Origin of the sequence: Sphingosinithalassobacter sp. CS137, assembly GCF_014334115.1 — a bacterium.
Classification (GTDB): Bacteria; Pseudomonadota; Alphaproteobacteria; order Sphingomonadales; family Sphingomonadaceae; genus Sphingomonas.
Genome location: NZ_CP060494.1, coordinates 1,465,922 through 1,481,616, shown reverse-complemented (window position 1 = coordinate 1,481,616; position 15,695 = coordinate 1,465,922). Strand labels below are relative to the sequence as shown.

Annotated in this window: 10 protein-coding genes; 7 read left to right on the top strand and 3 right to left on the bottom strand. The window is 66.6% G+C overall.

Features of this window, described 5'->3' with window-relative positions:
• Positions 1 to 46 precede the first annotated feature (46 nt).
• Positions 47 to 1,501 (bottom strand): vWA domain-containing protein, encoded by a 1,455-nt coding sequence (locus tag H7V21_RS07310; protein WP_262504050.1) that lies wholly within the window; start codon positions 1,499 to 1,501, stop codon positions 47 to 49.
• Positions 1,502 to 1,532: 31 nt separating this feature from the next.
• Here H7V21_RS07310 and H7V21_RS15845 point away from each other — a divergent pair, with 31 nt between their 5' ends.
• Positions 1,533 to 1,667 (top strand): hypothetical protein, encoded by a 135-nt coding sequence (locus tag H7V21_RS15845; protein ID WP_262504049.1) that lies wholly within the window; start codon positions 1,533 to 1,535, stop codon positions 1,665 to 1,667.
• A 329-nt stretch (positions 1,668 to 1,996) separates the two neighbouring features.
• Here the strand turns inward: H7V21_RS15845 and purD are convergent, their stop codons facing one another.
• Positions 1,997 to 3,262: a phosphoribosylamine--glycine ligase gene (gene purD, locus H7V21_RS07305; RefSeq protein WP_188056168.1), complete on the bottom strand. Its 1,266-nt coding sequence runs from the start codon at positions 3,260 to 3,262 to the stop codon at positions 1,997 to 1,999.
• On the opposite strand from purD, the gene xseA reads away from it, so the two are divergent.
• The 5 genes from xseA to H7V21_RS07280 all read left to right on the top strand — a co-directional run bounded on the left by xseA (position 3,261) and on the right by H7V21_RS07280 (position 10,778).
• Positions 3,261 to 4,640, top strand: a complete 1,380-nt coding sequence (xseA, locus tag H7V21_RS07300; protein ID WP_188056167.1) for an exodeoxyribonuclease VII large subunit — start codon at positions 3,261 to 3,263, stop codon at positions 4,638 to 4,640. The two genes, purD and xseA, sit on opposite strands and share 2 nt — an antisense overlap.
• Before the next feature lie 37 nt (positions 4,641 to 4,677).
• Complete coding sequence (locus H7V21_RS07295) at positions 4,678 to 4,878, top strand: DUF2093 domain-containing protein (protein WP_188056166.1); 201 nt, start codon at positions 4,678 to 4,680, stop codon at positions 4,876 to 4,878.
• Positions 4,875 to 5,819, top strand: a complete 945-nt coding sequence (locus H7V21_RS07290; RefSeq protein ID WP_262504048.1) for a M23 family metallopeptidase — start codon at positions 4,875 to 4,877, stop codon at positions 5,817 to 5,819. Before H7V21_RS07295 ends, H7V21_RS07290 begins: the two co-directional genes overlap by 4 nt.
• Positions 5,820 to 6,105: 286 nt before the next feature.
• Positions 6,106 to 9,240, top strand: a complete 3,135-nt coding sequence (locus H7V21_RS07285) for a TonB-dependent receptor (RefSeq protein ID WP_188056165.1) — start codon at positions 6,106 to 6,108, stop codon at positions 9,238 to 9,240.
• Positions 9,241 to 9,311: 71 nt separating this feature from the next.
• Entirely contained in the window at positions 9,312 to 10,778 is a 1,467-nt protein-coding gene (locus H7V21_RS07280; protein WP_188056164.1) for a tetratricopeptide repeat-containing sulfotransferase family protein, read from the top strand.
• Here the strand turns inward: H7V21_RS07280 and clpB are convergent.
• The gene (gene clpB / locus H7V21_RS07275; RefSeq protein ID WP_188056163.1) at positions 10,766 to 13,354 is read right to left on the bottom strand and encodes an ATP-dependent chaperone ClpB; all 2,589 of its coding nucleotides are present in this window, start codon (positions 13,352 to 13,354) and stop codon (positions 10,766 to 10,768) included. The genes H7V21_RS07280 and clpB overlap by 13 nt on opposite strands.
• Positions 13,355 to 13,478: 124 nt before the next feature.
• On the opposite strand from clpB, the gene H7V21_RS07270 reads away from it, so the two are divergent.
• Entirely contained in the window at positions 13,479 to 15,614 is a 2,136-nt protein-coding gene (locus tag H7V21_RS07270) for a penicillin acylase family protein (protein ID WP_188056162.1), read from the top strand.
• Positions 15,615 to 15,695: the final 81 nt, after the last annotated feature.

Sequence of the window (15,695 nt, the reverse complement as noted above, 5' to 3'; positions counted from 1 at the left end):
GACAAATGCATAACGCCGGATCGGAGTGCGTCCAGTCGTCGCGGCGTTATTCGCCGCCGCCGTTTTCCGTTTTGAGAGCGCCCGGCGCGTGTGACCCGGCCAGCCGGACAAGCTGGACGAACTCTTCACGCCAATAGCCGCTCGGCTGTCCCGCCAGCGCTTCGATTTGCGGGAAGGTGAAGCCGTTCAGATAGTTGTCGCCCCGCAGCTTCTGTCCGAACGCCGCCACTGCGCTGACGAAAGCCATGTCGCCCGAAGGCGCTTCGGCAGTCGCCAGCGTGCGCGCGGGAATCGGCCTCGAAATCAGCCGCGATTCCTCCTCGCCCGGCAGCTTGTAGCGCAGCTTCACATAGCCGAGTTCGTCGCCGGTGCCGTGTGGCGCAGCGGCGCGATTGGCTTCGTATCGCCGCTCAGGAAGCCAGCCGCGCGACCCGGCGGGGACGATTTCGTACAGTGCGGTCACCTGGTGCCCGGCGCCGATCTCACCGGCGTCCACGGCATCATTGTCGAAATCCTGCTCGGCCAGCAGACGATTCTCGTACCCGATCAGCCGATATTCGCTGACGTGCGCCGGGTTAAACTCGAGCTGCACCTTCACGTCGCCCGCGATCGTGACGAGCGTGGCAGCCAGCTCGTCGTCGAGCACCTTCTGCGCTTCCATCGCACTGTCGATATAGGCGTAGTTGCCGTTACCGATGTCGGCGATGCGCTCCATCAGCGCCTCATTATAGTTGCCGGTGCCGAAGCCCAGGGTGGTCAGCGTGATGCCGCTCTCGCGGTTGCGCTCGACCATCTGCTCGATCGCGTCGTTGCTGCTGACGCCGACGTTGAAGTCGCCGTCGGTGGCGACGAAGATGCGGTTGATCCCGTTTTCGATGAAGCTCGCCCGTGCGGTGGCATAGGCGAGTTCGAGGCCCTGGCCGCCGGCAGTCGAGCCGCCTGCCTGAAGGCATTCGAGCGCGGCCCGTATATGCTCGGCACTGTTCGTCGGTTCGAGCACGATGCCCGCCGCGCCGGCATAGACGACGATCGACACTCGATCGCGCTCGCCCAGGCGATCGGCGAGCATCGACAGCGCGCGCTTCACCAGCGGCAGCTTGTCCTCGCTTCCCATCGATCCGGAAACATCGACGAGGAAGACCAGGTTCGCCGGTGGCCGCCCGTCCGCGGTCACATCATAGCCGCGCAGGCCGATGCGCAGCAGCCGCGTGTCCGGGTTCCAGGGCGTTCGAGCGACATCGGTGGTCACGCTGAACGGCTGGGTGCGCGCTTGCGGCAGCGGATAGTCGTACCGGAAATAGTTGATCATCTCCTCGGTGCGCACCGCCTCCTGCGGCGGCATTCGCCCGTCGCGCAGGAATCGGCGCGCATTGGCGTAGCTGCCGGTGTCGACGTCGATCGAGAAGGTCGAGACGGGCGCTTCGGCCACCGTCTGGACCGCCGCGATCTCCTCGCCAGCGTAGCGCTCGGTGTTCTCTCGCGAGCCATAGGGCGCGGCCACGACCGGGTGGGGAGCGCGGGCGGCGTTGCCGGTGACGACCGTCTCGGCGGACGCCGTGGGTGCTGGTGCCGGTGGTGGCGGCGGCGCCGGCGGAGCGGGGGGCGCCGGCGGGGCGGGGGGCGCCGGCGGGGCGGGCGGCGGCGGCATCATGATCGGCTGCGGCTGAGGGGCCTGCTGCCTCGTCTGCGCGAGCGTGGGTGTCGGCTGGCCAGAGCGCATGTCTGAAACAGTGCAGCGTACCGGCGAACTATTGTCCTGTGCCCGCTGCGGCAGCGGTATTGCGGCCAGCGGAGGCGGCGCGGCGGACGTCAGCAGAAACGCGGAACTACCCAGCAGAAGCAACGAACGCGACATGACGATCTCCCCTTATCTTGCCGTCCCTGTTCGAAACGGTTGCGCAAAGTCTCGACCCGGCCGGATGAGCGTCCGATGAACAGTGATGTTATTCTGTAACTCGTCTTTCCCCGTCGCTGGCGTTCCAGCTGTCGTGCCTGTTCATGCCGACTCGCGTTCCAGCGCGCGCCAGCCGATGTCGCCGCGGCAGAAGCCGCTCGGAAAATCGATCTCGGCGACCGCGGCATAGGCGCCAGCCTGCGCTGCCCGTACGTCCGTGCCGGTTCCGACGACGCTGAGCACACGGCCGCCGCTTGCCACCAGTCGATCGTCTTCCAGCGCCGTTCCAGCGTGAAAGACGCGCGCCCCCGTCGCTTCCGCCGCATCGATGCCGCCGATCACGCCGCCGCTCTCGGGAGTGCCCGGATAGCCCTTCGCCGCCAGCACCACCGCGAGCGCACTGCTCTGCGAAAAGACCGGATCGGGCCGTCCTGCCAGCTCGCCCGCCTCGGTCGCCAGCATCAGCTCGAGCAGATCGTCCTCCAGTCGCGGCATCAGCACCTGGCACTCGGGGTCGCCGAAGCGGACGTTGTATTCGATCAGCTTCGGCCCCTGTTCGGTGAGCATGAGACCGGCATAGAGCACCCCCGAATAGGGGCTTCCCGCCCGGGCAAGCGCGGCGATCGTCGGGCGGACGATCCGCTCGATCGCCTCGCGCTCCAGCGCCGGGGTCAGCACGTGCGCCGGGCTGTAGGCGCCCATGCCGCCGGTGTTCGGCCCGGTGTCCCCCTCGCCGACGCGCTTGTGATCCTGCGCCGATCCGAACGGCATCACCGTGACTCCGTCGGTGAGCACGAACAGGCTTGCTTCCTCGCCTTCGAGAAACTCCTCGATCACGGCGGTGGCGCCGTTGCGCGAGAAGATGGCCGAAATCGCTTCCTCCGCCTCCTCGCGTGACATGGCGATCGTCACGCCCTTGCCGGCGGCGAGGCCATCCGCCTTCACCACGACCGGCAGCGGGAAATCGGCGAGCGCGGCCATCGCGCCGTCGCGCGAGTGGACATGGACATAGCCGGCGGTCGGGATCCGTTCGCGCGCGCACAAATCCTTGGTGAAGCCCTTCGACCCCTCCAGCTGCGCCGCGTCGCGTCCCGGGCCGAACACGCCGATCCCCATAGTGCGCAGATTGTCGGCCAAGCCCGCCACCAGCGGCGCCTCGGGTCCGATCACCACGAATTCGATCGAATTGCGCAGGCAGAAATCGATGATCGATCGGTGGTCGGTGGCGGCGATATCGGCGAGTTGCGCGTGCTGCGCGATCCCCGGATTGCCGGGCGCGGCGAAGAGCTTTTCCAGCCGCGGCGATTGCGCGAGCTTCCAGGCGAGCGCATGTTCGCGACCTCCCGATCCGATCAGCAGGACGTTCATGCCCGATCCCTTTTTCGATTCGTCTTCGCAACGTCTGGTAGCCGAGGAGAGTCCCGGCGACAACGCCGCACCGTGGAGCGTGAGCGAAATCTCTTCACGTCTCAAACGGATAGTGGAGGGGGAGTTCGGCTTCGTCCGGGTACGCGGCGAGATCTCCGGCTGGAAACGCGCGGCCTCCGGGCACTGCTATTTGTGCCTCAAGGACGAAGGCGCGGTGATCGACGGAGTGATCTGGCGCGGCCAGGCCGCCGCGCTGCCGTTCAGCCCACAGGACGGCGCCGAAGTCGTCGCCACCGGCCGGCTGACGACATTTCCCGGCCGTTCGAAATACCAGATCGTCGTCGAGCGGATGGAGCTTGCGGGCGAGGGCGCGCTGATGGCGCTGCTCGAGAAGCTGAAGGCGCAGCTCGCCGCCGAAGGGCTGTTCGCGCCCGAGCGCAAGCAGCCGTTGCCCTATCTGCCGCGCACGATCGGCGTGGTGACGTCGCCCACCGGCGCGGTGATCCGCGACATCCTCCATCGGCTCGCCGATCGCTGCCCGTGCCATGTGCTGGTCTGGCCGGTGAAGGTGCAGGGCGAAGGCGCCGCAGCCGAAGTGGCGGCGGCGGTGCGCGGGTTCGATGCGATGCCGGCGAACGGGCCGGTGCCGCGGCCCGATCTGTTGATCGTGGCGCGCGGAGGCGGCTCGATCGAGGATCTGTGGGCATTCAACGAAGAGGCAGTGGTGCGTGCGGTCGCCGGCTGCTCGATTCCGGTGATCTCCGCCGTGGGGCATGAAACGGACACCAGCCTGTGCGATTTCGCCGCCGATTTGCGCGCGCCTACGCCCACCGCGGCGGCGGAAATGGCGGTGCCGGTGCTCGCCGAACTGTCGAACGGCCTCGCAACGCTGGCGCTGCGCGCGGAGCGATGCGCCCGCCGCTATCAGGAGCGCGGACAGGAACGGCTCACGTCGCTGGTGCGGCTGCTGCCCAAGCGGGACGCATTGCTGGGCCCGCAGCGGCAGCGGCTCGACGATCTGGGCGGGCGGCTCGATCGCGGGCTGGAACGCCGCGTCACCCGGGCGCGGACCGAGCTCGACCGGTGCGCCGGTGCGCTGCGCCCGGCAATGCTCGCGCAGCGGCTCGCCGCCGCGCGCGATCGGCTGGCAGGGACGGGGCGATTGCTCGACGCCGCGCATCCCGAGCGGCCGCTCGAACGCGGCTATGCCTGGGTGGAGGCGCGTGCGACCGGAAAGGTGGCCGCGACCGCCGCAGAGGCGCGCAGCGCCCAGGCGCTCACCCTCCACTTCCGCGATGGCGCCGTGGAGGCGCGGGTTGAGCGCAGCGGCGGCAAAACCTATGAAGCGAAAAAGCCTGAGCAGCCGACTCTGCTGTGACGGCGCTGCTATTCAAACCGCAAGAGGCACCCCAGCGATGCTGATGTCCAACTCGGCCCGAGCCGCACGCCTCCACTATATGGCCAACGGTTTTCGCGTGCTTTCCCCGGGGGACCACGTCGCCTGCGCCGTCAGTGGCGAAAAGATTCCGCTCGATGAGCTGCGTTACTGGTGCGTCGAGCGTCAGCAGGCATATGCCAGCGCACAGCTGGCGGCGCGCGCGATGGCGGATCGGTGAGCGTGCGGCTGCGTTTTCCTGCGGCGGGCGGGCTGCTGGCGCTGCTCGCGGCATGCGCCGCCTTGCCGCTGGCGGACGGAGCCAATGCCGAGGTTGCCGAGGCCGATGCTGCGCCTGCGAATGGGACTGGCGTCGCCGCGGACCGGCAGGATGCCGATGCGGCCGATCGCACCCCTCGCCGCTTCACTCTGGAAGGGCCGAGGACGCAGGGCGGCGTTCTGCTCGGCACCGCGCCGGCCGGAACGACGCTGCTGAGCTTCGACGGCGAATCGGTGCCGGTCGCCGCGGACGGCAAATTCCTGATCGCGTTCGATCGCGACGCAGATTCCGAAGCGGTGCTGGTCGCGCGCCTCGCCGACGGAAGCGAAGTGCGCGAGACGCTGGCCGTCAGCCCGCGCGCGTGGCGGATCGAGCGGCTGGATCGCTTGCCGCGCGTCTCTCAGCCGTCGGCCGAGTTCCGCCGCCGCCGTCCCGAGGAATTGCGCCAGATCGTCGCGGCGCGGGCGATGGAAACCGACGCCGAGGGCTGGCGCCAGAGCTTTCTCTGGCCGGTAACCGGGCGGATTTCCGGCATGTTCGGGTCGCAACGCATCTATCGCGGGGAGCCGGGCTCCTATCACTCGGGAGTCGATGTCGCCCGACCGACCGGCACCACCGTCCTCGCGCCGGCGGACGGCGTCGTGACTCTCGCCGCCGAGGCGGAGTTCACGCTGGAGGGCAAGCTCCTCATGATCGACCATGGCATGGGGCTGAACAGCGCGTTTCTGCACCTGTCGCGGCTCGACGTGGGCGTGGGCGAGCGTGTGCGCCGCGGCCAGCCGGTGGGCGCCATTGGCGCCACAGGACGCGCGACGGGGCCGCACCTCCACTGGAGCATGAAGTGGCAGGACGCGCGGATCGACCCGCTCCTGATCGCCGGGCCGATGCCCGCGGTGCAATGATGCCCGCTGCGCAATAAAGCGGCAGTTCTTTTCGCAGCTGCACAAAAAATCGCCCGCGATAGGGATGGATTACTACCCTATCGCTGCGAAGCTGTGACATTTGCGCTACAGTCGGTTCAAAAGGTCGCGCAAAGCTGAATGCTGCCTTTACAGCGGGAAACCCGCGCTTCATCCATCCTGCCTAGGTCTCGCTTCGGGCACTTCGTGTGCCTGTGAGGGAGGCGGGCACACTCCGGTCAGGGGCGCTCCATTGCGGGTCGACCGGATCAGACGAGGGAAAACCATCGTGAAGAACACTCTTCATACCACACGCAAGAAGCTGCGCGCGGGCACCGCGCTTCAGGCGCTTGCACTGATCGGCGCCGGGGCATCGATCACCGCCGTCGCGAGCGCACCTGCCGCGGCTCAGGATTACACGACGGGTATTCTGGTCGGCACCGTGCAGGATTCGGCCGGCGTTCCGGCCACCGGCGGCGACGTTACCGTCACGTCGAATCAGCAGGGCTTCACGCGCACCACGACGTTCGGATCCGACGGTCGCTTCCGCGTTCCGCAGCTTCCGACCGGCACCTATACCGTGACGATCACGACCGCGAGCGGCGCCGTCGTCACCGACCAGTCGGTCCGTATCGCGGCGAACACGGCGAACACCTATGTGTTCACCACGGCAGTTGCAGGCGACGAGATTCTCGTGACCGGCACCGCGGAGCGCACCAACGACTTCGCGGCGACCCGCACGGGCCTGACGCTCAACGTCGACGAGCTCTACGACACCGTTCCGGTCAACCGCGACCAGACGTCGCTGATCCTCCTTTCGCCGGGCACGACCGCCGGCGACACGGGCTTCGGCAACCTGGCGTCGATCGGCGGCGCGACCGTTGCCGAGAACAGCTATTACGTGAACGGTCTGAACACGACCGACTTCCGTACCTTCCTCGGCAGCAGCATCGTTCCGTTCGAATTCTATGATTCGTTCGATGTGAACACCGGTGGCTACCAGGCCGAATTCGGCCGTGCGCTCGGCGGCTTCGTCAGCGCGACCACCAAGCGCGGCACGAACGAGTTCGAGGGCGGCGTCGTGGTCAGCTGGGAGCCGGACGCGCTGCGCTCGGATTCGCCGAACACCTATGCGGCGTTCAACGAGACCGACCAGGTCGAGGAAGTCGACGCGACCTTCTATCTGGGCGGCCCGATCATCCGCGATCGTCTGTTCTTCTACGGCTTCTACAACCCGCGTCATTCGACTGCGGAGAACTCGTCGATCACTGGCGGCTATCGCACCTTCGGCAACACCTCGCCCGAATATTACGGCGGCAAGTTCGATGCGATCATCACCGATGGTCACCGCCTCGAACTGACCTACTTCTCGGACGAGCGCACGTCGTACACCGACTATTACCGTTTCGATGCTGCTACGGAGGAAGTCCTGGGCTTCTACGGCAGCCGCTCGGTCACTTCGGGTGGTCAGAACTTCATCGCGACCTATACCGGTGCCTTTACCGACTGGTTCACGATTTCGGCCTCCTATGGTGAGAACCGCAACAAGGGCATCCAGGCGGTTTCGCCGAACCTGTCGTCCTATGTTTCGAACATCACCGGAACGAGCCTGCAGGCCTCGGGCGTGGCATCGGCATACACGAGCGACGACGATGAGCGGACCGTGTACCGCATCGACGCCGACGTGTACGCCAGCTTCCTCGGCGAGCACCATTTCCGCTTCGGGTACGACCGCGAAGATCTGCGTGCGCTGGAGGATACGGCCTATACCGGCCCGGGCGGATATCGCTACCTGCTCTACCCGAGCTACTTCTTCCGCTATTATTACCGGAACGTCGGCGAGTTCGAGACGCAGCAGAGCGCCTTCTACGTCCAGGACAGCTGGGCGCTGATGAATGGTCGCCTCAACCTGAACCTGGGTGTGCGTTTCGACAAGTTCGAGAACAGCAACCAGTTCGGCGAAGTCTATTATGAGACCGACTACAAGGTCGGCCCGCGTCTTGGCGCGACCTTCGACCTGTTCGGCGACCAGCGCACCAAGCTGAGCGCCTTCTGGGGCCGTTATTATCTGCCGATCGCGACCAACACCAACCTGCGTCTGGCGGGTGCCGAGACCTATTATCGCCAGGTCATGCGCTATCCGGCGGGTGTGAACCCCTCGCTCGCGGCCCTGGACCCGTACGGGCTTCCTGCGGGGATCGACCCCAACCAGGTGCTGACGGGCACGGTGTTCTCGAGCTCCAACCCCTGCCCGGCGGGTTCGCCGAACGCAGGCGAGCTTTGCTACACCGTCTATGCCGACGGTTCGATCAAGCCGACTGACGTGCTGGTGGCGAGCAGCCTGCAGCCCAGCTATCAGGATGAGTGGATCCTGGGCATCTCGCACTCGTTCGACGCGTTCGACGTGAGCCTGACCTACACCAACCGCCGTCTCGGCGACACGCTGGAAGACGTCGCGGTCGATGCCGCGGTCCTCGCTTACTGCGCGGAAAACGGCATTGCCGGCTGCGACAGCGAATGGACCGGCTTCCATCAGTATGTGCTCGCGAACCCCGGTTCGGACATCACCGTTCGTCTGGACGGCGACTGCTCGATCCCCGGCCAGTGCGACGTTGTGACCCTGGCGGCCGAGGATCTCGGCTATCCGAAGGCACAGCGCAACTATGACTCGGTGCAGTTCACTCTCGACAAGCCGTGGGACGGCGTGTGGAGCCTCGGCGGCTCGTACACCTGGACCCATCTGCGCGGTAACTTCGAAGGTGGCGTGAAGTCGGACAACAACCAGAGCGATACCGGCCTGACCCAGGACTTCGACCAGCCGGGCTTCCTGGTCGGTGCCTATGGTCCGCTTGCGAACGAGCGTGAGCATTCGTTCAAGCTCTACGGCGGCTTCCAGGCGACCGAATGGCTGCGCCTCGGCTTCAACTTCGCAGCCGAATCGCCGCGCAAGTTCTCGTGCATCGGTAACTGGGACAGCGACGGCAACCCGCTGGACGAGGACGATTACCCCTTCGGCGACTTCGAATATGGTTATGGTGCGGCGAGCTTCTTCTGCTCGAACGTGAACGCCACCGGCAACCCGCTGTTCGAATATGATGCCGATGGTGACGGCGTCGTCGCCCCGGGCGAGAACGACGGTGTCACCACCGTTCCGGCGCTGATCCCGCGTGGTACCGCGTTCGAGAGCGACTGGCGCACCTCGCTCGACCTCAAGGCCGCAATTACCATCCCTGGTCTGGATGGCGTGCAGCTGGGTATCGACGTGTTCAACGTGCTGAACTCGAAGGCGGAAGTCGACTTCCAGGAATTCGGCGACTTCAACAACGCCGGTGCGAACCCGCGCTACGGTCAGGTGACGGGGTATCAGACCCCGCGCTTCGTGCGCTTCTCGCTCAAGATGGGCTTCGGCGGCGACGTTCGCTAAGGCCAGTCGAGACTGGAGAATTGGGGGCGGCGCCGCTGGCGCCGCCCCTTTTTTTTGCTATCCGCCCCCGAATGGAAGCGCGATCCGCCGTGGCCGCGACTCAGGTCGCAGCGTTGAAGAACGCCATCGCCCGGCGACACCGGGCGGACGTCAATCGAGCGGCGTTCGCCCTGATCCGCGCCCGCGCTCCGCTCGGCTCCCAATGGCGAGCGCTCGTCCAGCTCCTGGAGCAGAACGGCGAACTGACAGCGAGCCTCGCGGCGGCCGACCTGCTGGTGGAACAGACGGGGGGCAGCGACGCGGCGCGCTTTGAAAAAGCATCGGTTCTCGCGCGTTCTGGTCGTCTCGACGAGGCGGCAGGCCTGCTGGAGTCGCTCGATCCCGACCGGCCGACGCCGCTTCAGCACGCCTATCTTCGCGGGACCGTTGAAACCAACCGCGGCAGGTTCGATACGGCACGCGAACAGTTGAACCGGGCCGTCGAAATCGCTCCCGCATCCGGCCAGGCATGGCTCGCCCTGGCGATGATCGCGCGGCGCGAGACTTGCGCAGAGTTGAAAGAGCGCTTGCGCGCCGCCGCATCGGTGGCCGCACAGGCGGCACCTCTCGATCGCGCCGCCTATCATTCGGCCTGTGGCGCGGTGCACGACCTGGAGGGCGATGCGCAGACGGCGCGCGAGCACTTCGGGCGCTGCGCCGACATCATGGCGCGACAGCTACCCTATGATCGGTCGACGGACGTCCGCGGCGCGCAGGAAGCGGTTCGCGGCTATTCGACCGACCGCTTCGCCCGCGCCGGCGAGGCGCCGCAGGTGCCGGGGGCGGATCGCCCGATCTTCGTCACGGGGCTTCCCCGCTCCGGCACCACGCTCGTCGAGCAGATCCTGGTCAGCCACAGCGCCGTCGCCGCCGGAGAGGAACTCGGCCTGTTTCCGATCCTGCGCCGTGACCTGGGAGCAGCGAGCGCGGCATCGCTCGACGCGCTGTATTCCCGCGGCGGAAGCGCACGGGCCATCGCCGGATTGTATCTCCATCTGGCGAGCGAGCGGCTCGGAAGTTCGGGCCGCTTCGTCGACAAGACGTTGAGCGCGAGCCGCTATCTGGGCGTTCTGGCCGAAGCATTGCCTGCCGCTCCGATCATCTGGCTGCGGCGCGACCCGCTCGACTGTGCCTGGTCCTGCTACCGCACTTTCTTCGTGGCCGGCCTGTCGTGGAGCTGGAATCCCCTGACGATCGCCGAACATTTCAAGCTCGAGGACCAGCTGTTCGCGCAGTGGCAGGATCTCTTGGGCGAGCGAATGCTGCAGGTCGAGTATCAGCAGCTCGTAAGTGATCCCGCCACCGTGATTCGAGCGATTCTCGAGCATTGTGGACTGGAGTTCGAGCCCGCAGTGCTCGAGCCGCACAAGACCAGCCGGCGCGTGACGACGGCCAGCGTCGCGCAGGTGCGCCAGCCGATTCATCAGCGCGCCATCGGAATTGCCCAGCCGTATCGCGAACAGCTCCAGCCCTTCCTCGACGCCTATCAGGCGGACTGATCTACTCTCAGCACCAGCCCCCCGTCGCCTTCGCCGACCTGCACCGTGGATCCGTCCTTCACTTCGCCCTTGAGGATCAGGTCGGCGAGCGGATCCTGGAGATAGCGCTGGACCGCTCGCTTGAGGGGGCGCGCGCCATAGACCGGGTCGTAGCCGACGCGCCCCAGCCAATCGCGCGCCCCAGCGGTCAGCTCGATCCGGATCTTGCGATCGGCCAGCAGGCGCTGGACGCGCGCGACCTGGATCTCGACGATCGGCCCCATATGCTCCTGCCCCAGCCGGTGGAACAGGATGATCTCGTCGAGCCGGTTGAGGAATTCCGGGCGGAAATGGCCGCGGACGATCTCCATCACCTGCGGCTCGACGTCCTCCACCGACTGGCCGTCGGCAAGGTTGGTCAGATAATTTGAGCCGAGGTTCGACGTCATGATGATGATCGTGTTCGCGAAGTCCACCGTGCGGCCCTGGCCGTCGGTCAGCCGCCCGTCATCGAGCACCTGGAGCAGCACGTTGAACACGTCGCCGTGCGCCTTCTCCACTTCGTCGAACAGGATCACCTGATAGGGGCGCCGACGCACGGCTTCGGTCAGCACGCCGCCCTCCTCATAGCCGACATAGCCGGGAGGCGCGCCGATCAGCCGGGCGACCGCATGCTTCTCCATGAACTCGCTCATGTCGATGCGGACCATCGCATTGGCATCGTCGAACAGGAATTCGGCGAGCGCCTTGGTCAGTTCGGTCTTGCCGACGCCGGTGGGCCCGAGGAACAGGAAGCTCCCGAGAGGCCGGTTCGGATCCTGCAGCCCCGCGCGGCTGCGGCGGACGGCAGTGGAAACGGCCTTCACTGCATCCGCCTGGCCGATCACGCGCGCGCCGAGCGCGGCTTCCATGTTGAGCAGCTTCTCGCGCTCGCCCTCGAGCATCCGGTCGACCGGAATGCCCGTCCAGCGGCTCACCACCGCGGCGATGTCGTCGGCGGTCACTTCCTCGCGCAGCATCGCGCCTTCGGTCGCCCCGGCGGCCTCGGCGAGCTGCTTTTCCAGCCCCGGGATCACGCCATAGGAAAGCTCGCCCGCACGGCCGAGGTCGCCCGAACGCTGCGCCTGCTCGAGTTCGATCCGTGCCTGGTCGAGCTGCTGCTTCAGCGTCGCCTCGGACTGGATCTTCACCTTCTCGGCCTGCCAGCGCTGCGTCAGCTCGGCCGACTGGCGCTCCAGATCGGCGAGCTCGTCCTCGAGCCGGTCGAGCCGGTCGCGCGAGGCGGCGTCGGTCTCCTTGCGCAGCGCCTCGCGCTCGATCTTGAGCTGGATGATCCGACGGTCGAGCGCCTCGATCTCCTCGGGCTTGCTTTCGACTTCCATGCGGATGCGGCTCGCCGCCTCGTCCATCAGGTCGATCGCCTTGTCGGGCAGGAAGCGGTCGGTGATGTAGCGATTCGAGAGCGTCGCGGCGGAGACGATCGCGCCGTCGGTGATCCGCACGCCATGGTGCAGCTCATACTTCTCCTTGAGCCCGCGCAGGATCGAGATCGTGTCCTCGACCGTCGGCTCGCCGACGAACACGGGCTGGAAGCGCCGTTGGAGCGCCGCGTCCTTTTCGACATATTTGCGATATTCGTCGAGCGTGGTCGCGCCGATGCAGTGGAGCTCGCCGCGCGCGAGCGCCGGCTTGAGCAGATTGCCCGCGTCCATTGCGCCTTCGGTCTTCCCCGCACCGATCAGCGTGTGCATCTCGTCGATGAAGAGGATGATGGTGCCTTCGCCCGCCTTCACTTCGTCGAGTACGCCCTTCAGCCGCTCCTCGAACTCGCCGCGATATTTCGCGCCCGCGATCAGGCTGCCCATGTCGAGCGCCATCAGCTTGCGATCCTTGAGGTTGTCGGGAACGTCGCCGTTGGCGATGCGCAGCGCCAGCCCCTCGGCGATCGCCGTCTTGCCGACGCCGGGCTCTCCGATCAGCACCGGATTGTTCTTGGTGCGACGCGCGAGGATCTGGATCGTGCGCCGGATTTCCTCGTCGCGGCCGATCACCGGATCGAGCTTGCCGGCATGTGCCGCCTCGGTCAGGTCGCGGGCGAACTTCTTGAGCGCATCGTAGCGATCCTCGGCGGACGCGGTATCGGCAGTGCGCCCGCCGCGCAGTTCGTTGATCGCCTGGTTCAGCGCCTCGGGCTTCACACCCGCGGCCGCGAGCGCCTTGCCTGCCGCAGTGGTCGTGGCAAGGGTGAGCGCCAGCAGCAGCCGCTCGACCGTGACGAAGCTGTCGCCGGCCTTAGTCGCCACCTGCTCGGCCTGATCGAGCACGCGGACCGAATCATTGTCCAGCCCCGGCGTCTGCTGCGCCCCACCGCCCGAAACGGCGGGAATGCGCGCCAGCGCGGCATCGGTGTCGGCAAGCGCGCGCCTGGCGTCGCCGCCCGCCTTGGCGATCAGGCCCGAGGCCATCCCCTCGCTGTCCTCGAGCAGCGCCTTCAGCAGATGTTCGGGCGCGATCCGCTGATGGCTCAGGCGGATCGCCACGGTCTGCGCCGACTGGAGAAAGCCCTTGGCGCGATCGGTAAATTTTTCGAGATTCATCGCAATTCCCTGTTACGCTTCGGCATTCGAGATAGTGTTGCAAAAATGCAACACAAGGGGAGGGTGACATGATGCAGCCAGTATCTGTGAAGGCGCGCGCGCGTGCGCAATACGGGATCGCACGATGAGGCTGGCGCGCCGGATCGGACTGGTGGCCCTGGCGCTGCTGATGCTCGTCGCCGTGGTGCTCGCGGCGTGGGAGCCGCTCTCCGCTTCGCGCGCGGCGCCGCCGCCGGCGCGGGACTATGACGTCGAGATCGTTCGCGACGACTTCGGCGTGCCGCACATCTTTGGGAAGACCGATCCCGATGTGGCCTATGGCATCGCCTATGCGCATGCCGAGGATGATTTCGACACGCTGCAACAGGTGGTCGCGATGGTCCGCGGCCGGCTCGGTGCGATGACCGGATCCGAAGGCGCGAAAACCGACTATGTGTTCCACCTGCTCCGCATCCGCGACACGGTCGATCGCGACTATGATGCCCAGCCCGAGGATGTGCGCGCACTGCTCGATGGTTATGCCGCCGGTCTCAATCACTATGCCGAACAACATCCTGAGGAAGTCCAGCTGGCGCGGCTCTTCCCGGTCAGCGGCCGCGATATCGCCGCGGGGTTCGTGCTGCGCTCGCCCTTCTTCTTTGGGCTCGATACGGTGCTGGGGCGGTTGAGCGAAGGCGAGGCGCCACCGCGCGAGATGGCCGATCCGTTGCCGGACGCGCCGAACGCCACGCCCGCCGGCCCCGAGGAGCTGGAGAAAGGCTCGAACGCCTTTGTGATCGCGCCCAGCCGCTCGGAAGACGGCGCCACCCACCTCGTCTCCAATTCGCACCAGCCGTGGAACGGCGGCGTCGCCTGGTACGAACTGGTGGTGCATTCCGAAACCGGCTGGGACTTCGCCGGCGCCACCTTTCCCGGCGCTCCCTATCCGCTGCTGGGGCACAACAAGACGCTCGGCTGGACCAACACCGTCAATCGGCCTGACCTGATCGACATCTATCGGCTAGAACTCGACGAGTCCGGCGAGAAGTATCGGTTCGACGGCGAATGGCACCCGCTCGAGGCGCGCCATGTCTGGCTGCCCGTAAAGGTCGGCCCTCTGGACCTGCCGGTGCGTCAGACGGTGTGGCATTCGCTTCACGGGCCCGTGATTCGCAACGAGGACGGCGCCTTCGCCATTCGCTACGCCGGCATCGATCAGCTCAAGATGGTCGAGCAATATTATCGGCTGAATCGCGCGCGCGACTTCGCCGAATGGCGCCAGGTGATGGCGATGCAGGGCGTTCCCGCCACCAACTTCCTCTATGCCGATGCAGAAGGGAACATCGCCTATTTCTACAACGCCATGTTCCCGCTGCGGCAGGAGGGGTTCGACTATCGCGAGGTGCTGCCCGGCGACACCTCACGCAACCTGTGGAGTGGTACTGTGCCCTGGGCAATGGTGCCGCGGATCATCAATCCGGCGTCTGGCTTCATCATGAACGCCAACAATACGCCGTTCCTGGCGGCGGGCAGCGGATCGGAGCTCAGCCCGGCGGATTTCTCGCCGCTGCTGGGGATCGAGACCGATTTCACCAATCGCGGCATTCGCGCGGTCGAGCTGCTGGAGGCGGACAGGTCGATCAGCCGTGCTGAACTCGAAGCGATCAAATATGACACGGCGGTCAGTCGCAACAGCTGGTGGCCGCAATGGATCGCCCAGCTGCTCGCCGTCGATCCCCAGGGCGACGCCGATCTGCGGCGTGCGCAGGCGCTGATTCGCGAATGGGACTGGGACCAGGACGGGGAGGGCGCGGCGGACGCGTTGATGACGCTGCTGCTCAAGGCGGGGCAGTTCAAGTATCGGCGGACCGCGCCCGAGGTCGAGCCGCGCGAGGCGCTCGCCGGGGCGGTGGAGCATCTGAACACGCACTTCGGACGACTCGATCCGCCGATGGGCGAATTGCTGCGGCTGCGACGGGGCGATGTCGACTTGCCGCTCGACGGTGGCTTCGACGTGCTCCGCGCCGCCGCCAACTGGGACGTGGACGACGATGGCCGCCTGCGCGTGCGCCATGGCGACAGCTTCCTGATGTTCGTCGAATGGGATCGCGAGGGCACTGTGCACTCGCGCTCGATCCAGCCGTTCGGCGCGGCGACCACGCGGCCGGAATCGCCGCACTATGCGGATCAGGCGCCGCTGTTTGTATCGCATCGCACCAAGCCGGTGTGGTTCGATCCCGCGGCGCTGCAAGGGCACGTCGAGCGCCGCTACCGGCCCTGATCCGAAGCCCGTCCCCGCACGGGCGAAGCGCATCCGGCGCGCAAAAAAGGGGGAGCGGAAGCACTCGGCCTCCGCTCCCCC

What these genes read in the sequence shown, in the direction of transcription:
- xseA (WP_188056167.1), top strand. Translation starts at nt 3,261, where the DNA reads ATGCCCGATCCCTTTTTCGATTCGTCTTCGCAACGTCTGGTAGCCGAG.
- H7V21_RS07295 (WP_188056166.1), top strand. Translation starts at nt 4,678, where the DNA reads ATGCTGATGTCCAACTCGGCCCGAGCCGCACGCCTCCACTATATGGCC.
- clpB (WP_188056163.1), bottom strand. Translation starts at nt 13,354, where the DNA reads ATGAATCTCGAAAAATTTACCGATCGCGCCAAGGGCTTTCTCCAGTCG.
- H7V21_RS07270 (WP_188056162.1), top strand. Translation starts at nt 13,479, where the DNA reads ATGAGGCTGGCGCGCCGGATCGGACTGGTGGCCCTGGCGCTGCTGATG.
- purD (WP_188056168.1), bottom strand. Translation starts at nt 3,262, where the DNA reads ATGAACGTCCTGCTGATCGGATCGGGAGGTCGCGAACATGCGCTCGCC.
- H7V21_RS07280 (WP_188056164.1), top strand. Translation starts at nt 9,312, where the DNA reads ATGGAAGCGCGATCCGCCGTGGCCGCGACTCAGGTCGCAGCGTTGAAG.